We start from the raw sequence: 20,350 nt of genomic DNA, 5'->3' as shown, positions 1-20,350 counted from the left end.
GCGTTTTCATTGCAGCGTCAGGGCCTTGCGGCCAGCGGCCGATTCGATCAGGCGTGACGCGAGATCATGGCGTCGAAGTTTTCCTTCGGCTGGACGCCGGTCAGGGCTTCGAGCTTCTCGCCGGACTTGAACAGCGCGATGGTCGGCAGGCCACGGACGCCATTCTGGGCGGCGAGGTCCGGTGCATCATCGACATTGATGGCAACGACCTTGAGGGCATCGCCCTGTTCTTCGGCGATGGATTCGACGATCGGGTCGAGCATCTTGCACGGGCCGCACCACGGTGCCCAGAACTTGACCAGCACCGGCTGCTCGCTCTCGATGACTTCCTGGGTGTAGTTGCTATCGACGACTTGTGCGAAATCCGCCATTTGTCTCTCCTGTGCATCACGAGGGATGCGTGATTCAAAAGGGCACTTGGTATGCCTGATGCACACACACTAACGCCGCTCGACTTTTGTTCGCAAGCGCATTCGCTTTTGAGGCCAGGCAACATATGCGTGCCGTTTGCGCAACAGTGGCGATGGTGTGACCGGCTACCCGCTGGTACTCCGAGCCAAGCGACACTCTGATCGCGCTTCATTTGTCCTCCATTCCCTCTCCAATCGCTCTCCATCGCTGCCATCGATTCAGGCGCCGGCTGTCATCCAACTGTCATACATGTGTCATTTTATATATGGAAAAACACATATATGATATTTCGTATATCGGCGCGCTTCAGCCGGCTGGGAGACATCCTGCCTTGCCTTGCGTCAGGTGCCGGTGAGAGGGGGCGGGAGAGGGAATCGGGTGGGGGAATCGGGTGGGGGAATCGAGAGGGGAGCAAGGTGGCTCAGGCATACGCGAGGACATCGCTATGAAACCGTCAACCAATGACGTTATTGATGGAGTGGGAGACATGGCGGCCTGCCTGACACCGTTGCAGGTCTTCAGGTGCCTTGCCGAGGATACTCGCCTGACCGTCGTGCAGCTGTTGGCCCAGATGGAAGAGTTGTGTGTCTGTGAGCTTATCTGGCTGCTGGAACAGCGTGCCATGCCCATCTCCCAGCCCAAGTTCTCGCGGCATCTCGCTCAGCTGAGAGATGCTGGCCTGCTGACCAGTCAGCGGCGTGGCCAGTGGGTGCACTACCGTCTGGCACCTGACCTTCCAGCTTGGTGCCATCAGATTCTCGCGACTCTCTGTCAGGCCAACGCCCGCGAGGTGTCGCGCTGGGTGGCGTGGCTGGAGACGATACCCAACCGCCCTGTGCGCTGCTGCTGAGCGCACAGGCCGTAGAACGTTAGCCGAATCTTTTCGAACACTCTCAAGGAAATGCCCATGTGCCCTGCTCATAGCGCTCCGTCCTATTCCTCGTCCATCAGCGTGCCGGAGGGCATGCCGGCCCTGCGCGTCGGTATCAACGGCTTCGGGCGCATCGGTCGTCTCGCCCTGCGCGCGCTGTGGAAGCTACGCGATGATATCGCGCTGGACGTGGTGCGTATCAATGACCCGGGTGGCGATGCCGCGACCTTCGCCCATCTGCTGGAATTCGATTCCGTGCATGGCCAGTGGTCGCCGGGCGCCGGTATCACCAGCGACGCGGATTCCATCACCCTCGATGGTCAGCGCACGGCATTCTCAAGCCAACGTGAGATCGGTGATACCGACTGGTCGGGCTGCGATGTGGTGATCGAGGCCTCCGGCAAGAAGAAGAGTACCGAGGTGCTGAACGCCTATCTCGAGCAGGGCGTCGCGCGGGTCGTGGTCTCCGCGCCGGTCAAGGAAGAGGGCGTGCTCAACATCGTCATAGGCGTAAACGATCACCTCTACAACGCCGAACAGCATCGCATCGTGACGGCAGCCAGCTGCACCACCAACTGCCTGGCACCGGTGATTAAGGTGATTCAGGAGAAGTTCGGCATTCGTCATGGCTCCATGACCACCCTGCACGACATCACCAATACCCAGACGATTCTGGATGCGCCGCACAAGGACCTGCGCCGCGCGCGGGCCTGCGGCATGAGCCTGATTCCGACGACCACCGGTTCCGCCAAGGCGATCAGCGCCATCTTCCCGGAACTGGAGGGCCGCTTGAACGGCCACGCCATCCGTGTGCCGCTGGCCAATGCCTCCCTGACCGACATGGTGTTCGAGCTCAATCGCGAAGTGACGGTGGAAGAGGTCAATCAGGCGCTGCAGAGCGCTGCGGAAGGTGAACTGGCCGGCGTGCTGGGCTACGAGACACGCCCGCTGGTGTCGATCGATTTCCGTACCGATTCCCGCTCCAGCATCATCGATGCGCCCTCGACCATGGTCGTCGCGGGCACCCAGCTCAAGCTGTACGCCTGGTATGACAACGAGTGGGGCTATGCCAACCGCACCGCAGAGCTGGCGCTGAAAGTGGGCCTGGGTGATCTGGCCGACGCCAGCACACAGGAGCGCTGAAATGCTTGCCCGCCTGCGAGAGCTGCCCCATGAGGTGCGCCAGTACCTGCTGGTGACGGGGAATTACTGGGCCTTCACGCTGACGGATGGCGCACTGCGCATGCTGGTGGTGCTGCATTTCCATTCGCTGGGCTACTCGGCGCTGGATATCGCGCTGCTGTTCCTGTTCTACGAAGCCTTTGGTGTCGCCACCAACCTGGTCGGCGGCTGGCTGGGGGCAAGGCTTGGTCTCAATCGCACCATGAATGCCGGGCTTGCGATGCAGCTGGTGGCGCTCGGCATGCTGTTGGTGCCGGAGTCCATGCTGACGGTGGTCTGGGTGATGATTGCCCAGGCGCTGTCCGGCATCGCCAAGGACCTCAACAAGATGAGCGCCAAGAGCGCCATCAAGGTGCTGGTGCCGAAGGGGCAGCAGGCGGCGCAGTCGCAGAGAGCGCTGTATCGCTGGGTCGCGCTGCTGACCGGTTCCAAGAATGCCCTCAAGGGCCTGGGCTTCTTCCTCGGTGGCGCGGCGCTCAGTCTCATCGACTTCCAGGGCACGGTGTTGGCCATGTGGCTCATGTTGGCCGTGGTGCTGGTGCTGTCACTGCGCAAGCTCTCGGCATCGCTGGGGCAGAGCAAGGCCAGCCGCAAGCCGGCGTTTCGTGAGATGTTCTCGACCTCGCGGGCAGTCAATGTGCTGTCGGCGGCGCGCATGTGCCTGTTCGCTGCACGTGATGTCTGGTTCGTGGTCGCCTTGCCGGTCTATCTAGCCGAGGTACATGGCTGGAACTTCTGGACAGTCGGTATCCTGATGGCCGCATGGGTGATCGGTTACGGCGGAGTGCAGACCCAGGCCCCGCACATCACCGGGCCGATCGCGCGTCGCTTGAGCGGTGATGCGGGCGTGCGCTGGATGACCGTGCTGCTGGCCGGTGTGCTGGCGCTGTTGCCCGCGCTGATGGCGAGCATGTCGCTGGATGCGAAGCAGGGTGGCGACAGCAGTGCGACCATCCTGTTGGGGCTGGCGCCCCTTGAGTGGTTGATCATCGGTCTGCTGGTGTTCGGCGTTATCTTCGCCGTCAATTCCAGCTGGCACAGCTACCTGATCGTGCGCTTCGCGCGCAGTGAAGGCGTGTCGATGGATGTCGGCTTCTATTATATGGCCAACGCCATGGGGCGCCTGCTGGGCACGTTGCTGTCCGGTTGGCTCTATCAGGCCTATGGTCTGGAAGCCTGCCTGTGGTGGTCGGCGGCACTGGTGGCGGCGAGTGCCGTGATGACCATCGCATTGCCCTCGGACACGCAGCATGCCTCCACTCAGGAGACGTCGGCCAACTGAAGCCTTCGCCGGGCACCTGACGCCTAAGCCCTTATGCAGGAAGCCCTCATGCAGGAAGCCCGTCCCAACCATGGGGCGGGCTTCCTGTCATCTGGCGGCGATAGTCTGGTGGGTGATGCAAGTGACGCGAGGATCAGCTCATTGCGAATTCACCTGATGTCACCGTAGCGTCAGCAAGTGGAAATTCTTTCGTATAGCTCTCACATAACCCCCTCGCTGGATTTCTGGTCGTTATCCTTTCCGCTCCAAGAGAAACGTCATGTCACATCCGGATGAAACTGCGAAGCGTGAGCGCGACCACGCGACACTTGATGCCCCGCTTGCGAGCGACAAGACGCGGCGCAGTGAAGTGCTGCGCACCTTTTTTACCTTGGGGCTGACCAGCTTCGGCGGCCCGATTGCCCACCTGGGATACTTCCACGATGAGCTGGTACGCAGGCAATGCTGGTTGAGTGACAAGGCCTACGCCGAGCTGGTCGCGCTCTGTCAGTTTCTGCCGGGGCCGGCCAGCAGCCAGGTCGGTTTCGCGCTGGGCATGGTGCGTGGCGGTGGCGTGATGGGGGGGATACTGGCGTGGATCGGATTCACCTTGCCGTCTGCGCTGGCGTTGCTGGTATTGGCACTGGTGGCGGGCAGCCTCGAAGGGCCGCTGGCCTCGGGGGTGAGCCATGGCTTGAAGCTGGTGGCGGTGGCCGTCGTCGCCCAGGCGATCTGGGGCATGGCGCGCAAGCTGTGCCCGGATTTGCGGCGTACCTGTCTGGCGCTGTTGGCCATGCTGGGCCTGGCGCTGGCACAGAGCGTTTGGATACAAGTCGCCTGGACGCAGGTCGGGGTGATCGCGATGGGCGCAGTGCTCGGTAGCCTGCTGTGTCGTGATGACAAGGCGGCATCCGTGCGCCAGCACGCCCGGGCCGCGGGGCTGTCACTGCCGGTCTCGGCGCGCCTGGCACGCTACTGCCTGGTCGCGTTCTTCGTGCTGTTGATCGGCCTGCCGCTGGTGGCATCGGGCAGTCTGGTCGATATCTTCTACCGTGCTGGGGCGCTGGTGTTCGGGGGCGGGCATGTGGTGCTGCCGCTGCTGGAGGCCTCCACCGTCGAGACGAGCCAGATCGCGGCCGATACCTTCCTCACCGGCTATGCCGCCGCCCAGGCAGTGCCGGGGCCGCTGTTTACCTTTGCCGCCTGGCTGGGGGCCGGCATGTCGCAGGTGGGCGGCGGTTCGGCATTGCTCGGTGCCGTCATTGCGCTGTTGAGCATCTTCCTGCCGGGGATTCTGCTGCTGATCGGTGTGGCGCCTTTGTGGGGGCGTCTGCGCGCACGCGCCGGGGCGCGCGCTGCGCTCGCCGGCGCCAACGCGTCCGTGGTGGGCGTGCTGGGCATGGCGCTCTATGACCCGCTGTGGACCACCAGCGTGCTGAGCCGCACGGACCTGGTGATCGCGCTGGCCGCCTTCATCGCCCTGACCCGTTTCTCGCTGGCACCCTGGAAGCTGGTGCTGGGGATGGTGATTCTCGGCGCGGTGCGTGGCATGATCTAAGCCCCGACGTCGTATCTGACAAAAGAACGCCCCCGTCTGCTGTTGGCAGGCGGGGGCGTTCTTTTTCTGCAGAGCAGCTCAGGCAGAGCAGCTCAGGCCGAGCGGCTCGTGGTTGGCGTCACACCAGCGACAGCAGTGCGGTGACCAGCAGCTCGTTGTCGTAGTAGGGTGCGCTCTGCTCGCTGATCAGCTTGGTGTCGATCACGGTGATGCCCATGCGCTCGAGCGCCTCGGTGCAGGGGCCGCCGGGGTAGTCGCCGCGTTGGCTGTCGAGGAGCACGATGTTGAGCAGGTTCTCGGTGGGGCAGTCTTCCATGCGGCCGGTGAGGTCTGCACACAGGGTGTCGAGCAACATGTGGACAAGCTCGTCCATGCACTTGCCGGTCTGCTCCGGGTCCGGGCAGCAGTTGGGGATATAGACCTTGGGGCAGGGGTTGGCCAGCACCGCACGCCCGACACCCTTGGGCAACAGATTGGCGAGCACACTGGAATAGAAGCTGCCGGGGGGGAAGCAGATCAGTTCGGCCGACTCGATCAACTGGCGATTGTTGGCGTGTAGCTCCGGCACCACGGGCACGTGGTGGTCGCCCTCTGCCGCTGCCAGACGCATGCGCGCGATGGGCGAATCGAGGGGGGGGACTTCCTTGCCGGTGATGCGGTGCTGACCGATGATCTCGCGACCATCTTCCAGCGTCACCGCCAGATGACAATCGGCATTGACCACGGCGCGTACCGTGCCGCGCACGTGTACCAGCTTGGAGAACAGGAAGATGATCTGATCCAGTTGCTGGTGATGGTTCAGATAGCCGCCGGCAATGATCAGGTTGCCGATGCTGGCGCCGCGCAGATCGAAGCCTTCCGGCATGGCCTCGATGAGAAAGCCCAGCTGATGGCAGATCAGGGTGCGCATCGGTTCCGCGACCGCCATGGTCAACGGATGCCGCCCAGCCGCCAACTCGCGCAGCGTAGCGTGCAGCATCTCCGGGCGAGCTTCACGCGGCAGGCGGTGAGTAAACAGGCGATAGATATCGGGATGGCCCAGAACGCTGTCATCGGCCAGCGCCATCAGGCGTGAACGCAGATCGCCGATAGCGGGCATCGAGAAGGCCTCGCGCAGTTTGGCCGAGCTGCCCCCGGAGTCGAACGGCGTCACCAGATGGATGCTGTGGTGGGTATAGCGGGTCAGGGTGCGCGAGACCCCGGTCAGCGCGGTGCCGCCACTGAAGAACAGCACGCGCGGGCCGACTTCGGGGGCTTTCAGATAGCGCCTGACGCGCATGGGATCGGGTACACGTGCGGTCCGACTGACCCTGACCTTGGCCATTGCATGGCTTCCTTTATGCTTGCATTTTTGGCACAGAGTGCCTTTTTTTACGCCCAGCGTCGCCTATTATGCACTTTCTCTCAATTTCAGCGCAGGGGCTCTTGATCCCAGCCCAGCGTCTCTTGTTGCCAATTCGGCTTACCTCATTGCCAACGTAGTGTCTGCCAGGCGCGCTGTCGCGCCAAGTTGGCAAGGGTCGGGTCCGGATGGACGGCGAAGGGGTGATCGACGAATTCCAGCAAGGCCAGATCATTGCGTGAATCCGAATAGCCCCAGCTGGGCACTCCGGCGCTGTGGCTGGCGTGTTGCTGCTGCCATGCCTTGAGTGCTGCGAGCTTGCCCTCGCGGAAGGTGCGAATGCCACAGGCCCGCCCGTTGTAGTAGCCCTGCTCGGTCTCGAGGGCCGTGGCCAGGGCCGCGTCCAGCGCCAGGCGCTCGGCGAGGGGGGCGACCAGATGCGCCGTCGAGGCCGAGATGATCACGATCTGATGGTTCTGCGCGCGGTGCCAGTGAATTCGCTCCAATCCCTCACGATACAGGCGCGGCATCAGTTCGGCATCGAGAAAGCGTGCCACCTCGGCATCGACTTCACTGACGGCGCGACCCCCCAGCGGGGCCAGCAGGTGGGTCAGGTGCGTCTCCATGTCCAGCTCACCGGCCGCGTAGTCCAGCATCTGTTGTGCCCAGATTGCGCGATATTCCTCGCCATTGGCGATCCAGCCCTGCGCGATCAACCAGTCGGTCCAGAGCCCCGTGGCATCGCCTTCGAGCAAGGTGTCATCGAGATCGAAGATGGCAAGCCCCGTGATGTCATCCATGGGACACCTCCGACGTTGCGACGGTCTCGTCCCCGCCCAGCGCCTGAACTTCATCCAGATCGGCGTGCAGCATCACGCGGAGATGACACGGCAGTAGCTGCCGAGCACTGCGATTGAGGACATCGACATTCAGGCGCAGTCCCTGACAGTCCACCTCGTAACGCACGATATTGCCGAGCAGCTGGTGGCGGCGAATCACGCCCGGGCAACCGGGGCCGGCATTGTCTGGCAAGGGTTGGGTCGGGAAGTTGGTATATTCATCCTGCTGTCCCTGGGGGCTGGTGTCCGGTTGCAGGTACAGCGCTTCCGGACGCAGTGCCACGCGCGGGCTGTCGCTTTCGTAGCCGAGCAGCGGGCGCGCCAGCTCGCGACCGATCAGATTGTAATGCCCCATGAAGCCCGCCGCCGTGGCATCCACCGGGCGGGTATACAGCGACTCGGCATTGCCCTGTTGCAGGATGCGCCCCTGATGCATCAGGAAGATGCGGTCCGACAGCAACAGTGCCTCTTCCTGATCGTGGGTCACGAACAGGGTGGTCAGGCCGAGGCTCTTCTGAATATCACGGATCTGATCACGCAGATGGCGGCGGATACGTGCATCCAGTGCCGACAGCGGCTCATCCAGCAGCAGGATCTGCGGCTCGACCACCAGCGCGCGTGCCAGTGCCACACGCTGACGCTGGCCGCCGGACAATTGGTGCGGGAAGCGCTGCGCCTGATCGGTCAGCTCCACCAGTCTGAGCACCTCGCTGACACGCCGCTCGCGTTCTTCCGGGCGCACCTTCTTCATGCGCAGCCCGAAGGCCACGTTGTCCGCCACGCGCATGTTGGGGAACAGCGCATAGTGCTGGAAGACCATGCCGATGCCGCGACGCTGCGGCGGCAGTGGCGTGATGTCGTGACCATCGACGATGATCTGGCCGGCATCGACATCATTGAGCCCAGCAATGGCGCGCAGCAGGGTCGACTTGCCGCAGCCGGAGGGGCCGAGCAGGGTGATGAATTCCCCGCGCGCGATCTCGGCATCTATCTCGGCGAATACCTGGGTCTTGCCGAAGCTCTTGGCCAGGCCATTGAGCTTGAGGTAGTGCTGGTCGGCGGCGCGTTCGCGCAGGGCGCTGGTCAGAAGGCCGCCGGCGCTCTGGATATCGAATGTGGTGGCGGTGTCGATGGCAAGCATCAGCGGTCCCCTCGGGGTGTGGAGTCTGACGACTGGTGGTGGGTGTGGCGCGGCTCGGATTCGGCGCTCGACACCGGGCCGGGCAAGCCGTCGGTCATGGTGGTGGCCAGCGCCTCGTCGGGGTCATCTGCGGGCATCTCTTGCTCGGCGGGCTGACGATTGCCGAGCCAGGTCAGGATCAGCGTGAATACGAACAGGGTGATGACCAAGGCGCTGGTGAAGTGGCCGCTGGCGCCGCGGATATTGTTCAGATAGACCTGCAGGGTCTCGAAGCGTGTGCCGACCAGCATGTTGGCGAATACGAATTCGCCAGCCAGGAACGAGAAGGCCAGGAAGACGGCAATCTGGATGCCGACGCGAATATTGGGCAGCACGACCAGGAAGAACGCCTTGAGCGGACTCGCCCCCAGCAGTTGAGCGGCTTCCATCAGGGATGCCACGTCCAGCGCACGCAGGCTGTTGGCCAGAGCGCGGTACATGAAGGGCAGCACGATGGTGAAGTAGGTGGGGATCAGGATCCACGGCGTGCCGACGATGGCCAGCGGGCCGCCTGCATAGAGCTGCAGCAGGCCGACCGATGACACGATGGGCGGCACGGCGAAGGGAAGCAGGATCAGCCCATTCATCACGCTATCCAGGCGCGGATAGCGTGTGTGGGCAAGAAACACCACCGGCACGATCAGCAGCAATGACAGTGCCAGCGCACCGACGGCGACCAGCAGCGAGCGCCCGAACGCCGCCAGAAAACGCGGTGTGGTCCAGAGTTCCAGAAACCATTTCACGGTCAGGGCATCGGGGGTCAGGCTGGCGCCCCAGCGTGTCGCCAGGGCGTAGAACAGCGTCGCGATCAGCGGCAGTGCCAGCAGCGCGAAGACACTGGTGACGATGAAGGTGTAGACATTCACGCGGTGCAGGCGCGCCATCAGGCTGGGCAGCAAGGGCTTGCCGTGGCGATAGGGCAGTTCAGCGGGAAGTGACATGGTAGCTCCTGCGCATGAGCCATTGCTGAATCAGCGTGACGATGACGAGGATGACGACCAGCACCAGGGCCAGTGCACTGGCCAGTTCCGGCTGCAGGAACAGGTCCCCGGAGACCAGATTGGCGATGCGGATGGTCATCAGGTTGTAGCTGGTGTTCACCAGCGCATAGACGGTGGCGTAGGCGCCCATGGCATTGGCGAAGAGTACGGTGAGCGTGCCTGCCAGGGACGGCCACAGCACCGGCAGGCCGATGTGCTGCCAGTAGGCGAGGCGGTTGGCGCCCAGCAGGCTGGCGGCTTCACGCCATTCCGTCTTCAGAGTGCTGAAGGCGGGATATAGCAACAGGATGCCCAGCGGAATCTGGAACCAGGTGTAGATGACGATCAGGCCGGTGCGCGAGTAGAGATTGAAGTCCTCGAGCAGGCCGAAGCGCTCCAGCATCAGGGTCAGCATGCCGTTGGCGCCCATCAGGATGATGAAGGCGAAGGCCAGCGGGACACCGGCGAAGTTGCTGGTCATGTTGGTGAAGGCGATCATCATGCGCGTCAGGCGCGGACCACAGCGGTGCATGCTGTGACAGGTCACGGCGGCGATCGTCAGCCCCAGCACGCTGGACATGAAGGAGATCTCAAGGCTGCGCCAGATGGCCTGTCGGAAGAAGGCCGAGGAGGCGATCTCGTGAAAGTTGGCCAGCCCCCAGCCGGTGGGAGTCTTGAAGGCACTGACCATTACCCACACCAGCGGCGCGATCTGGAAGGCGCCGAAGATCAGTGCAAACGGCAGCAACCACATGACGGGGCTGGCCAGGCGGCGCTTGAAGGCGGCAGTCATCACTGGAGGCCTCGCGTGGCAGCATGGCTCGCCAGCAGCGACGGATTGCTCGCCTTGCTGTGCTCAAGTCCCAGCAATGTGGCCAGGGTGCCGCAGAGCTCGCGTTGCTTGAGATTCGTCGCGGCGCCGTTGGCGAAGGCGTTGCCGAAGGTCCACAGCGGCACGCGACGCTCCTCTGCCAGCAGGCCGGAGTGTGAGCGGTCGGCATTCATGCCGTGATCGGCGGTGACCATCACCTGATAGCCGGCTTCCAGCCATGCCGGCAGGTAGTCGGCCAGGGCGACGTCGGCATGCCGTGCGGCATTGCGATACTGCGGTGTGTCGCCGCCATGACGATGGCCGGCATCGTCGATGTTCATGCTATGCACCAGCAGGAAATCCGGGTCGTGACGCAGGCGCAGCATTTCGGCGTCACTGAACAGATGGTCATCCGGGTAATGGTCCTGCCAGTAGAAGATGCCCGCCTGGATGGCGGATTCCGGGTTGTCGAGCCAGCGATGGCGGGCCGCTACGAAGGGGGCCGCAACATAGAGTTCACTGACCCAGTGATAGGCGGCGGCAGCCGTGCGCTTGCCCTGCTGGCTGGCAAGGTCGAACAGACTGATGCCGCGTGAGCGACGCACGATACCGTTGTTGACGATACCCGAGTCGACAGGCAGGTCGCCGGTCAGCAGGCATTCATAGAGCGGGCGCGACATGGCCGGCAGCTCGCAGTCCAGTGATTGATACTGGCCACGGCCGGCCTCGACCAGGGCACTCAGATAGCCCATGGCATGATGACCCACGGCGTGGTTGAGGCCGTCGAGCACGACAAGAATGACACGCTGAGACATGGTGACTCCGTGAAGCTCAAGACGGCACCGCAAAGGCGATGCCGTCTGTCAGGATGGTGCGCGCTCTGCTCGCGTGAAGCAGAGGCCGGGGATCACTGCTGGTGGATCAGTACCTGGGACTGCCACTGACGCGGCAGCTGTTTGGCACTGGCTTCCCAACCCGCGAAGTCCTGGACCGGACGAGCATTGGCGTACTGCTCGTTGGGCAGCAGCTTGGCGGCGATATCCTCGGGCAGGGTGATGTGCTCGGCGCGGATCGGACGGGCATAGCCCTTGGCCAGATTCAGCTGACCGGCATCGGAGAGGATGTACTCTCGGGCCAGCTTGGCGGCATTCGGGTGCGCGGCATGCTTGTTGATGATAGTGGCGTAGCCGGAGGTGACGGAGGCATCAGACGGAATGACGACCTCGAAGGTGTCGCGGTTGATCTGATCGCGATAGTTCAGGGCATTGAAGTCCCACAGCAGGGCGACTTCGACTTCGCCTTTCTCCAGGTTGGCGATGCTCGGCTCTGCCAGTGACAGACGGCCCTGGCGCGCCAGTTCCGCGAAGACTTCCAGGCCCGGTGTCAGGTCGGATTCCTTGCCGCCATTGGCGAAGGCAGCGGCCAGAATGGCGTTGTTGGCCTGTGAGGCCTTGCCCACCGCGCCGACGGACACCTTGTAATCACCCTCGGCGAGGTCGGCGAAGGAGGTCGGGCGCTCATCTTCACTGACCAGTGTCTTGTTGATCATGAAGGAAATGGTGCCGGTGTAGCCCAGTACCCAGTGGCCATCCTTGTCTTTGGCCCACTCCGGGATCTGCTCCCAGGTCGTGGTCTTGTAGGCTTGGGTCACGCCTTGCTGCACCGCGATCGGACCGAAGGCGAAGCCCACGTCACCGATATCGGCGGTGGCGTTCTCACCCTCGGCCTTGAACTTGGCGACTTCCTCGGCGGAGCTCATGTCGGTATCGCTATGCGCGATGGAATACTTCGACTCGAGGTCAGCCCAGGTGTCCTTCCAGTTGGCCCAGCTGTCCGGCATGCCGACGCTATCGACACGGCCTTCGGACTGAGCGGCCTCGAGAAGGTCAGCCGGCATGTCGGCGGCACTGACGGAGGCACTGCCCAACAGGGCGGCCATGCAGGTGGAAACCAGCAGACCGGTGGAACGGGATGAGGTAGTGGCAATCGACTTCAAGGAGATTTCCCCAGTAGGTGATGAACAATCGCTGCGCTGAAGGTAAGGCGTGACGGGCATCAGGCACCCTGTCGACACGCTGAGAGCACGTCCGGGTGCTCAGGCCAGTTCTCGGATCATTGATCAGACCAGTGCTCTGCCAAGTGCTCAGGCAAGTGCTGAGACAGCCGAGACTGTGTGGTCTAGTTCAGTTCGAAAGTCGCGATCGACTCTAGCGCTCGCCTGTGACAGTTGCGTGTCGTCAACATGTCGTTGTCATGGCATGGGATGGCGGCTCTGTCTCTGTCTCCTTCATACCTTCTTCGTGCCTTGCCGCGGGCCCCGGTCCTCGCTATCTTCCAGAGCCATAAGTGTGCAAAGCATGGGCGTGCAAGGCATGAGCCAGCGTGTGATGACTGGCCTGTCGTGGCAGCCAGACCTGCGCTGTCACCGAGTTGTCACGCTAATGCCACTATTCTCCTCATGCATGTCTCGACAAGCGTGTCTTGAAAAGTCGCGCTGAGCTTTGCGGGGCATCTGAACTAGGCCACAGAAATCGCTTCTCTCTGACCCTTTCCATCCTGGACGCCCTGGATGTCATGCAAGTGACTCGCCAGAATTTGCTGTCTTTCGTTATCTTTCAGGAACTTCGCATGCTTTCATCTTCTCTCGAGCCCCAGAGTGACGCCGCTTCATCGGCAACTTCTGACACGGATGTCCCCGTGGCAGGGCTCAAGGGCAAGCTGCTGAACCATCTTGAGGCAGCGCCGCTACGCGCTTCACAGCGCCTGCCCTCCGAGCGCGAGATGATCGAACGTTTTGCCACGACGCGGGTCACCCTGCGCGACACCTTGCTGCAGCTGGAGGCGGAGGGGCGTATCTATCGCGAGAATCGGCGGGGCTGGTTCGTCTCGCCGCCACGACTGCGCTATGACTTGCTGGCGTGCCTGCCATTTCGCGACATGGTCGAGTCACAGCAGCGGGTGGCCAGCACCGAGGTACTGGCGGCAGGGGAAGTCGCCGCCAACGCGGTGATCGCGCGGCGGCTGGGGATTGCGGAGGGCTCAGTGGTCTATCGCATCACTCGCGTGCGACGTATCGATGGGCGGCGCGTGCTGCATGTCTGCCATCACCTGCGACGTGACTGCTTCCCGGGCATCCTCGATTTCGACCTCGGAGCCCACTCCCTGACCGACCTCTACCGGCACGAATACGCCATTCGTGTCAGTCGCGTCAGCTTCGAGCTGGCCTCCACGGTGTTTGACGCTGAGGCCGCCGCCGCGCTTAACGCCGCGCAGGGCAGTCCTGCGCAGCGCATCACTCGCATCAACTTCGATCAGAATGGCCGCGCGGTGGACTGCGATGATGAACACTGGCGCCACGACGCCATCGAATTGACGCTGAGTGCCGCACCACAGAGTTAGTTGGCAAGTTCGCGGTAAAGCCTGAATGCCTGGCAAGCTGTTGGTGGCCCAGACGAAAACACCCGCACACCTCTCTGTCAGTGGAGGCCGTGCGGGTGTTTTTTGTCATTGCTGAGGAGGCATGTCTGTCAGGCCGATTTCATCATTGGTCACGAGACCTCAGTTCATGCGGCCGGTATGACGCTTGACGCTCTCCTGCGCGGAGTCTCCGGGATATCGGTGAGCGAGATGCCACGGGTTTCCGGCAGTCGCAGGCCACCGAGCAGGGCCACGACGGCGATCGCGATCAGGTACCAGGCCGGTGCCAGGTTGTTGCCGCTCAAGTCGATTAACCAGGTGGCGACCAGCGGGGCGGTGCCGCCGAAGATGGTGTAGGCGACATTGTAGCTGAGTGCCGAGGCGGTATAGCGCACGCGGGTCGGGAACTGCTCCGAGAGCAGTGCGGCCGTGACGACACCGCAGAGCACGGCACCGACCGCCATCAATGAAGCGCCCAGCATGGACGCCCACAAGGTGCCACTTGCGGCAAGCGAATAGGCGGGAAATACCGCGATGGCCAGACTGCCACACGCCGTGATGATGGTATTGCGTCGCCCGACAAGGTCCGAATACCGTCCGGCCAATGGGCACAGCAATGCGGCGACGATGAGGCCGCCCAGGCTTGCCAGCAATGCCGTCTGGCGCGTGGCGCCGCCCGCCACCTGCATATAGGTCGCGAAATAGGTGCTGAACATGTAGAACGACAGCGCCGTGGCAGGGATGAAGGCCATCAGACTTACGATGGTGCTGCCGTGGGTGGTCAGTGTTTCCTTGAGCGGGGCGCTGGTGGCGTTGTGTTCCTGCTGAATCAGGCGGAACGCCGGTGAGTCATCCAGCTTGAGGCGCATGTAAAGCCCGATCAGCCCCAGTGGTGCAGCGATCAGGAAGGGGACACGCCAGCCCCATGCCTGCATGGTGGCTTCCGATACCAGGCTGTTGAGGCCTAGACCGAGTGCTGCTGCTGTGGCGAAGGCGCTGAAGGTCGAGACGGGAATGAAGCTTCCGTACCAGCCCCGCTTGTCGTCAGGGGCGTGTTCCATCACGAAGGCGCAGGCACCGGCGTATTCGCCGCCTGCCGAGAAACCCTGAGCGCAGCGAGCCAGCGTCAACAGTAGCGGAGCCAGCATGCCGATGCTCTGATAGGTCGGCAACAGACCGATCAAGGCGGTGGCGCTGGCCATCATGATGATGGTGATGGCCAGGACATTCTTGCGCCCGATGCGATCCCCCAGGGTGCCGAAGAAGATGCCGCCGAGGGGGCGCAAGGCAAAGGACACCGCAAAGACGGCAAAGGTCTGGATCAGTGCCAGAGTCGGGTCGCCCTGCGGGAAGAAGTGCTGCGAGATGATCACGGCCATGAAGCCGTAGATGGCGAAGTCGAACCATTCGATGAAATTGCCGATGGCAGAGGCTGCCAGCACGCGTCTCAGCGTGGCTGGCGAGATGCTGTCGGTCCCGCCTGTCTTGTTGTTGTTCATGTCTTGCTCCGCATGAGAGGAATCGGGAAGAGGTGTGGCTTTAGCAGCGCACAGCTCCCTGCGTCATCCTGCGGCACGCGGTACAGGGCGATCACGCTCAATGCGACATCAGTAATGTCCGATGCGACATGACCGATGGGATATGGCCGACGCCGTCAATATGTTGTGGCACCTTGGCATTCAGCATGTCTGGTGCAGGAATCCCGTCTCAGGCCGTTGCTGACATGACAGAGAACAAGCTGATCAAAAGGGAGATGAACGCCTGGCAAACTTCAGCGCATCAGCAGGCTTTCATCGACTTCGCGGAAGTGATGGGCGCTTTTCATCAGGGCGAGGGCGGTGAGGGCTTCGACGCCATAGACGCGGGTGGTGATGGCGTGGCGGGTGGCGACATGGTCCAGCAGCAGGGCGAAGTCGCCATCGCCGGAGGCGAGGATGATCTCATCGACCTCGGGGGCGGCTTCCATCACGTCGATGGTGATGCCGACATCCCAGTCGCCCTTGGCCGAGCCGTCGCCGCGCTGGATGAAGGGCTTGAGTTTGACCTCAAAGCCTATCTCGCGCAGGCGCTGCTGGAATTGCTGCTGCTTGGGGTCGCCACGGTCGATCGCGTAGGCGTAGGCATGCTGAATCGAGCCGAGGCGCTCGAGCTCTGCCCACAGGCGACGATAATCGAACTGCCGACCGAAGGTGTCGTGGGTGGTGTAGTAGATGTTCTGCACATCAATGAAGACGGCCAGGCGTGTGCGTGCCCCATCCGCGTCGCGAGAGCCATGCACGCTGTGCTGGCGGGAGTCGAGAGAGCTGTCGCGTGAAGAGGATGCTGGCATGGGCGTCGCCGTGGCGGGAGGAGCAAGGGCAGGCAAGAGGTGATTTTCCTCTTCCCAGAAAGAAGCCGGCCGCTACCTGATGATGCAGGGCAGCGGCTGGAGGTCTAGCGATGAACAACGCTCTCACCGGTCAGTGACTCGATGGCAGACGCCAATTGAGTGAGGCGAGCAGCGCGTTCGGGCACCAAGGCTTGATGGGCAAGCCTCAGCTCTTGGCAGCAGGGTTTGACGGCTTGGTCGGCTTGACGCCAATGACCTGGCCGCTGACACCGGATTCAATCACATCCACCTTGCCACCACGGTCCAGGAAGGCCTGCATCTGAGCTTCAAGCGAGGCTGAGGTTTCGACAGCAGCCGGTGCTTTTTTCTTTGCAGCAGTACGAGTATTTGCCATGCGGGACTCCGTTCCAAGACGTGAGGGGTGAAGATGCATGATAACACAGTGGCAACTTTGCTGCTTGATGGCGTCAATTTGGAATCAGAAGCAAGATGTTTTGCGTCGCTTTCCCTTGTGTCTGCAAGCCTCGCGCAGCTTGGTGAGGCGCTGTTGCGATCTGACCAACACAGTGATGCAGAGCAGCCAAGCCATTGAAAAGTCGGGCTGTCGACAAGAAGTCAGTGGGCATGATCGCGATTGCCGCATGGCATGCGAATCCTTCTACGGGCGCTGAATCATCTTTGATGGTCAGGCTGCCCGTCGCTCAGCCAATCAAGGAGAGACTCCATGACAAGCCCTTCCAATGGTGATTTTAACGGCCAGACACGCGCTTATGCCGTGGCGTCAGAAACGGCAGACCTGGCGCCTTGGAACTTCGAGCGTCGCCAGCCGCGCCCGGATGACGTAGCCATCGAGATTCTCTACTGCGGAGTCTGTCACTCGGATCTGCACGTCGGGCGAAATGACTGGGGCTTTTCTCAGTATCCGCTGGTGCCCGGGCACGAGATCGTGGGCCGGGTGACCCAAGTGGGCGATGACGTTAGTCAGTACAAAGTGGGCGACATGGTCGGCGTCGGTTGCATGGTGGATTCCTGTCGTGAGTGCAGTGCCTGTCAGAAGGGGCTTGAGCAGTACTGCCTCGACGGTATGACCATGACCTATGGCAGTCCGGACCGTCACGATGGCAGTCTCACCCAAGGCGGCTATTCTGATAAGATCGTTGTCAGCGAGCGCTTCGTGGTCTCCATCCCGGACAAACTCGACCCGGCTGTGGCCGCGCCGCTGCTGTGCGCGGGTGTCACGACCTATTCGCCGCTGCGTCACTATGGCGTGAAGTCCGGCGACAAGGTCGGGGTGATCGGCATGGGCGGCCTGGGCCACATGGGCATCAAGTTCGCCAAGGCGATGGGTTGTGAAGTGACGCTCTTCACCCGCAGCGAGAGCAAGGTCGAGGAAGCGCGCGAGAATGGTGTCGATCATGTGATCGTCTCGACGGATGACGAGCAGATGGCAGCTGCCACCGAAACCTTCGACTTCCTGCTCGACACGGTGCCGGTGCCGCATGATCTCAACCCTTACCTTAATACCCTGAAGTACGACGGCACGCATATCCTCGTCGGCCTGGTGCAGGAAGTGGATCCCGCGCTGCAGGGCGGCAACCTGGTCATGAAGCGCCGTGTACTGGCGGGCTCGTTGATCGGTGGCATGCCGGAGACCCAGGAAGTGCTCGACTACTGCGCCGAGCACGACATTGGCTGCGATATCGAGATGATCGACATCGACACCATCAATGATGCCTGGAAGCGCATGCAGGAAGGCAAGGTCAAGTATCGTTTCGTGATTGACATGCAGAGCCTCAAGAACGCCCAATAAGCGCTGGCGCTGCTGCCGCCGAGGCAGTCTGTCAGTGAATGCTGAAACCCCCGCCAATGACGCATTGGCGGGGGTTTTGTCGTAAGGTATGTCACAAAATTGCTGCAGGGTGATTCCCGATGTATCGCAAAACGCGTATAAGAACGCGATGAAAACGCCAAAGAGAATCCAGTCGCTCATAGATGACGGTCTGGTCGATGAAGTACTCCGCCCCTTGATGAGTGGCAAGGAAGCCTCGGTTTATGTCGTGCGCTGCGGAGAAGAGATTCGCTGTGCCAAGGTCTACAAGGATGCTGCCCAGCGCAGCTTCAAGCAGGCTGTGCTGTATCAGGAAGGCCGCAAGGTGCGTAACAGTCGCCGTCAAAGGGCGATGGAGAAGGGCTCTGGCTTCGGACGCAACCAGCAGGAGGCTGCCTGGCAGAATGCCGAGGTTGATGCGCTGTATCGTCTGGCCGATGCCGGTGTGCGCGTGCCGCAGCCGTTCGGCTGCTTCGATGGCGTGCTGCTGATGGAGCTGGTCACCGATGACGACGGCAATGTGGCACCGCGCCTGAATGATGTCTCAATGTCCGCCGAGCAAGCGCGGGAAGACCATGCGCTGATGATGCAGTACATCGTGCGCATGCTGCATGCCGGCTTGGTGCATGGTGATCTGTCCGAGTTCAATGTGCTGGTCGATGACTATGGCCCGGTGATCATTGATCTGCCCCAGGCGGTCGATGCTGCGGCCAATAATAATGCCAGGAGTATGTTGGCGCGTGATGTCGCCAATATCACCGCCTACTACGCGATGTTCGCGCCTGAACTGGCACAGACACGCTACGCCGACGAGATCTGGGCATTGTTCGAGGCCGGCGACATGGACCCGGATGTCGAGCTGACAGGCCTTCATGAGGACGACGCCGAAGCGCCGGACGTGGATGCGCTGCTCGAGAACATCATGGCGGCCATGGAAGAAGAGCAGGAGCGCAAGGCGCGCCAGAAGAGCGCCGAAGAGGGCGATGATGACTAGCGAGAGTTGCTAGCCGCTAGCTGCTGACCGGATCTCGGGTTGTTGCAGGCAGCTCTTGGAAAGAGCTCTCGAGTGGCGAGCAAATGGTGCCTCGCAACAGCATGTGCTGCTGGACCCTCTTGCACGCGCGGGAGGGGGGCGATGATTCAGGCTTGGCAAGCGATTCGATCGCTACCGGTCGCAACCCTTCGATACCGCCATCGCGAGGTGTCAAAAGGCGACGCAGCAATGCCGCCAGTGGGATGACCAGACCGATGAGCTGGCTTGCAGGGATATCGAAGGCCCGTGCAATGAGGCTACTGCCGTGTCCTGTGGGCGCGCCTTGAACGAAATTCGCACTCGCTTGCAGCTGTGGTTGGCGGCACGCTCACATCATTTAATCAGGTGGAATTCTGCATTGTCTCTTCTGACCCCCACACGTCTTTTCAAATGCCTCAGCGACGATACACGCCTTGTGCTGATGTTGCTTGTCCATGCAGAAGGCGAGCTTTGCGTATGCGAGATGACCTACGTGTTGCAGGAGTCGCAGCCCAAGGTGTCACGCCATCTGGCCCAGTTGCGCAATTGCGGTCTGCTGCTGGATCGCCGTCAGGGGCAATGGGTCTATTATCGTCTGATGCCTGACCTTCCGTCTTGGGTATTGCCGGTGCTGGTCGCGGCTGCGGAAGGGAGCAAGCACCGCATGGCGCCGTTGCTGGCGCGCCTGGCCACCATGGATGGGCGTCCCAACCGCGAATGCTGAGCTGCCGCTGGTGCCTCCATTGCCGTCATACAACAACGCCGCCCCGGAATCCGGGGCGGCGTTGTTGTTGAGAGCATATCAATGCCTGATCAGGCCGGATCGACGGCGTGCTGCTCGGTCTCGGGGTCATGGCGACGATGGTGCAGTTCGATGCCCTTGAGCAGATTGCGCAGGATCTGGTCCTTGCACTCGCGGTAGTGGCGATGGTCGGGCTTGCGGAAGAAGGCAGACAGCTCGGACTTGGTGATCAGCTCGAAACCGGCCAGTGCCAGCAGCTCTAGCATGTCGTCATCCTTGAGCTCGAAGGCAATCTTGAGCTTGCGCAGAATCACGTTGTTGTCGAGACGCTTTTCAGGCGCCGGCTGGGCGCCTTCGCGCTTGCCACGACGCACGTTGATCAGGCCATTGAGGAACCTGGCCAGGTCGATGTCCTTGATGCGCTGCTGAGCCTCATCATCATCGCGCTTGAGCCAATCGCTGATCTGGGCGCGTGAGACCTCGTGGTCCGCGGCAGCGAAGGTGTTGATCATGTCGGTGTCGGAGAGATTCAGCGCGTAGCGCAGGCGACGGATGATGTCGTTATTGGTCACGGGCGTGGTTCCGGT

At 62.1% G+C, this 20,350-nt stretch carries 20 protein-coding genes; 8 read left to right on the top strand and 12 right to left on the bottom strand.

Going from position 1 to position 20,350, the window contains the following annotated elements:
- Positions 1-47 precede the first annotated feature (47 nt).
- Positions 48-371 (bottom strand): thioredoxin, encoded by a 324-nt coding sequence (gene trxA / locus LCW13_RS09995; protein WP_054557199.1) that lies wholly within the window; start codon positions 369-371, stop codon positions 48-50.
- Between the two features lie 527 nt (positions 372-898).
- Between trxA and LCW13_RS09990 the strand changes: the two genes are divergently transcribed.
- From LCW13_RS09990 to chrA, 4 genes are all read left to right on the top strand, one after another.
- Positions 899-1,261: a metalloregulator ArsR/SmtB family transcription factor gene (locus LCW13_RS09990; protein ID WP_225346732.1), complete on the top strand. Its 363-nt coding sequence runs from the start codon at positions 899-901 to the stop codon at positions 1,259-1,261.
- A gap of 114 nt (positions 1,262-1,375) precedes the next feature.
- A complete protein-coding gene (locus tag LCW13_RS09985) occupies positions 1,376-2,425 on the top strand; it encodes an ArsJ-associated glyceraldehyde-3-phosphate dehydrogenase (RefSeq protein ID WP_225348142.1) in 1,050 nt (349 codons plus the stop codon).
- Between the two features lies 1 nt (position 2,426).
- Positions 2,427-3,746: an organoarsenical effux MFS transporter ArsJ gene (gene arsJ / locus LCW13_RS09980; RefSeq protein ID WP_225346731.1), complete on the top strand. Its 1,320-nt coding sequence runs from the start codon at positions 2,427-2,429 to the stop codon at positions 3,744-3,746.
- Between the two features lie 259 nt (positions 3,747-4,005).
- Complete coding sequence (chrA, locus tag LCW13_RS09975; protein ID WP_225346730.1) at positions 4,006-5,283, top strand: chromate efflux transporter; 1,278 nt, start codon at positions 4,006-4,008, stop codon at positions 5,281-5,283.
- Between the two features lie 118 nt (positions 5,284-5,401).
- Here chrA and LCW13_RS09970 read toward each other — a convergent pair whose 3' ends face one another.
- The 7 genes from LCW13_RS09970 to LCW13_RS09940 all read right to left on the bottom strand — a co-directional run bounded on the left by LCW13_RS09970 (position 5,402) and on the right by LCW13_RS09940 (position 12,431).
- Positions 5,402-6,607, bottom strand: a complete 1,206-nt coding sequence (locus LCW13_RS09970) for a GAK system CofD-like protein (RefSeq protein ID WP_225346729.1) — start codon at positions 6,605-6,607, stop codon at positions 5,402-5,404.
- 143 nt (positions 6,608-6,750) lie between these two features.
- The gene (locus LCW13_RS09965; protein WP_225346728.1) at positions 6,751-7,425 is read right to left on the bottom strand and encodes an HAD family hydrolase; all 675 of its coding nucleotides are present in this window, start codon (positions 7,423-7,425) and stop codon (positions 6,751-6,753) included.
- Positions 7,418-8,605: an ABC transporter ATP-binding protein gene (locus LCW13_RS09960; RefSeq protein ID WP_225346727.1), complete on the bottom strand. Its 1,188-nt coding sequence runs from the start codon at positions 8,603-8,605 to the stop codon at positions 7,418-7,420. Before LCW13_RS09960 ends, LCW13_RS09965 begins: the two co-directional genes overlap by 8 nt.
- Positions 8,605-9,585 (bottom strand): ABC transporter permease, encoded by a 981-nt coding sequence (locus LCW13_RS09955; protein ID WP_225346726.1) that lies wholly within the window; start codon positions 9,583-9,585, stop codon positions 8,605-8,607. The genes LCW13_RS09960 and LCW13_RS09955 overlap by 1 nt, the downstream gene beginning before the upstream one ends.
- Positions 9,569-10,417 (bottom strand): ABC transporter permease, encoded by an 849-nt coding sequence (locus LCW13_RS09950; RefSeq protein ID WP_225346725.1) that lies wholly within the window; start codon positions 10,415-10,417, stop codon positions 9,569-9,571. Before LCW13_RS09950 ends, LCW13_RS09955 begins: the two co-directional genes overlap by 17 nt.
- The gene (locus LCW13_RS09945; protein WP_225346724.1) at positions 10,417-11,250 is read right to left on the bottom strand and encodes an alkaline phosphatase family protein; all 834 of its coding nucleotides are present in this window, start codon (positions 11,248-11,250) and stop codon (positions 10,417-10,419) included. Before LCW13_RS09945 ends, LCW13_RS09950 begins: the two co-directional genes overlap by 1 nt.
- A 92-nt stretch (positions 11,251-11,342) precedes the next feature.
- Positions 11,343-12,431: an ABC transporter substrate-binding protein gene (locus LCW13_RS09940; protein WP_225346723.1), complete on the bottom strand. Its 1,089-nt coding sequence runs from the start codon at positions 12,429-12,431 to the stop codon at positions 11,343-11,345.
- A 632-nt stretch (positions 12,432-13,063) separates the two neighbouring features.
- Between LCW13_RS09940 and LCW13_RS09935 the strand changes: the two genes are divergently transcribed.
- Positions 13,064-13,834, top strand: a complete 771-nt coding sequence (locus tag LCW13_RS09935; protein ID WP_153635956.1) for a UTRA domain-containing protein — start codon at positions 13,064-13,066, stop codon at positions 13,832-13,834.
- Positions 13,835-13,998: 164 nt separating this feature from the next.
- Here LCW13_RS09935 and LCW13_RS09930 read toward each other — a convergent pair whose 3' ends face one another.
- The 3 genes from LCW13_RS09930 to LCW13_RS09920 form a co-directional block, all read right to left on the bottom strand.
- Positions 13,999-15,351 carry an MFS transporter gene (locus tag LCW13_RS09930; RefSeq protein ID WP_225346722.1) on the bottom strand — a complete coding sequence of 451 codons (1,353 nt, stop codon included), beginning with the start codon at positions 15,349-15,351 and terminating at the stop codon, positions 13,999-14,001.
- Positions 15,352-15,623: 272 nt separating this feature from the next.
- Positions 15,624-16,181 (bottom strand): LabA-like NYN domain-containing protein, encoded by a 558-nt coding sequence (locus LCW13_RS09925; RefSeq protein ID WP_153635954.1) that lies wholly within the window; start codon positions 16,179-16,181, stop codon positions 15,624-15,626.
- 205 nt (positions 16,182-16,386) lie between these two features.
- Positions 16,387-16,575: a hypothetical protein gene (locus LCW13_RS09920; RefSeq protein ID WP_084589604.1), complete on the bottom strand. Its 189-nt coding sequence runs from the start codon at positions 16,573-16,575 to the stop codon at positions 16,387-16,389.
- A gap of 330 nt (positions 16,576-16,905) precedes the next feature.
- On the opposite strand from LCW13_RS09920, the gene LCW13_RS09915 reads away from it, so the two are divergent.
- From LCW13_RS09915 to LCW13_RS09905, 3 genes are all read left to right on the top strand, one after another.
- Entirely contained in the window at positions 16,906-17,991 is a 1,086-nt protein-coding gene (locus tag LCW13_RS09915; RefSeq protein WP_153635953.1) for an NAD(P)-dependent alcohol dehydrogenase, read from the top strand.
- 148 nt (positions 17,992-18,139) lie between these two features.
- Positions 18,140-19,003, top strand: coding sequence for a PA4780 family RIO1-like protein kinase (locus LCW13_RS09910; RefSeq protein WP_153635952.1), 864 nt, complete (start codon positions 18,140-18,142; stop codon positions 19,001-19,003).
- A gap of 406 nt (positions 19,004-19,409) precedes the next feature.
- Positions 19,410-19,745 (top strand): metalloregulator ArsR/SmtB family transcription factor, encoded by a 336-nt coding sequence (locus LCW13_RS09905; RefSeq protein ID WP_277876256.1) that lies wholly within the window; start codon positions 19,410-19,412, stop codon positions 19,743-19,745.
- 89 nt (positions 19,746-19,834) lie between these two features.
- Here the strand turns inward: LCW13_RS09905 and LCW13_RS09900 are convergent, their stop codons facing one another.
- Entirely contained in the window at positions 19,835-20,335 is a 501-nt protein-coding gene (locus LCW13_RS09900; protein WP_153635950.1) for a YehS family protein, read from the bottom strand.
- Between the last annotated feature and the right edge of the window lie 15 nt (positions 20,336-20,350).

The organism is Cobetia amphilecti, from assembly GCF_020217465.1.
GTDB lineage: Bacteria > Pseudomonadota > Gammaproteobacteria > Pseudomonadales > Halomonadaceae > Cobetia > Cobetia amphilecti.
Note: the sequence above shows the minus strand (reverse complement) of the source record. Positions and strands in the feature narration are given on the sequence as shown.

Bases quoted from the DNA above. Each gene is read 5' to 3' on its own strand.
- LCW13_RS09965 (WP_225346728.1), bottom strand. From the start codon at position 7,425: ATGGATGACATCACGGGGCTTGCCATCTTCGATCTCGATGACACCTTG.
- LCW13_RS09935 (WP_153635956.1), top strand. From the start codon at position 13,064: ATGCTTTCATCTTCTCTCGAGCCCCAGAGTGACGCCGCTTCATCGGCA.
- LCW13_RS09920 (WP_084589604.1), bottom strand. From the start codon at position 16,575: ATGGCAAATACTCGTACTGCTGCAAAGAAAAAAGCACCGGCTGCTGTC.
- arsJ (WP_225346731.1), top strand. From the start codon at position 2,427: ATGCTTGCCCGCCTGCGAGAGCTGCCCCATGAGGTGCGCCAGTACCTG.
- LCW13_RS09945 (WP_225346724.1), bottom strand. From the start codon at position 11,250: ATGTCTCAGCGTGTCATTCTTGTCGTGCTCGACGGCCTCAACCACGCC.
- trxA (WP_054557199.1), bottom strand. From the start codon at position 371: ATGGCGGATTTCGCACAAGTCGTCGATAGCAACTACACCCAGGAAGTC.
- LCW13_RS09950 (WP_225346725.1), bottom strand. From the start codon at position 10,417: ATGACTGCCGCCTTCAAGCGCCGCCTGGCCAGCCCCGTCATGTGGTTG.
- LCW13_RS09910 (WP_153635952.1), top strand. From the start codon at position 18,140: ATGAAAACGCCAAAGAGAATCCAGTCGCTCATAGATGACGGTCTGGTC.
- LCW13_RS09915 (WP_153635953.1), top strand. From the start codon at position 16,906: ATGACAAGCCCTTCCAATGGTGATTTTAACGGCCAGACACGCGCTTAT.
- LCW13_RS09930 (WP_225346722.1), bottom strand. From the start codon at position 15,351: ATGAACAACAACAAGACAGGCGGGACCGACAGCATCTCGCCAGCCACG.
- chrA (WP_225346730.1), top strand. From the start codon at position 4,006: ATGTCACATCCGGATGAAACTGCGAAGCGTGAGCGCGACCACGCGACA.
- LCW13_RS09960 (WP_225346727.1), bottom strand. From the start codon at position 8,605: ATGCTTGCCATCGACACCGCCACCACATTCGATATCCAGAGCGCCGGC.
- LCW13_RS09990 (WP_225346732.1), top strand. From the start codon at position 899: ATGGCGGCCTGCCTGACACCGTTGCAGGTCTTCAGGTGCCTTGCCGAG.
- LCW13_RS09925 (WP_153635954.1), bottom strand. From the start codon at position 16,181: ATGCCAGCATCCTCTTCACGCGACAGCTCTCTCGACTCCCGCCAGCAC.
- LCW13_RS09985 (WP_225348142.1), top strand. From the start codon at position 1,376: ATGCCGGCCCTGCGCGTCGGTATCAACGGCTTCGGGCGCATCGGTCGT.
- LCW13_RS09970 (WP_225346729.1), bottom strand. From the start codon at position 6,607: ATGGCCAAGGTCAGGGTCAGTCGGACCGCACGTGTACCCGATCCCATG.
- LCW13_RS09955 (WP_225346726.1), bottom strand. From the start codon at position 9,585: ATGTCACTTCCCGCTGAACTGCCCTATCGCCACGGCAAGCCCTTGCTG.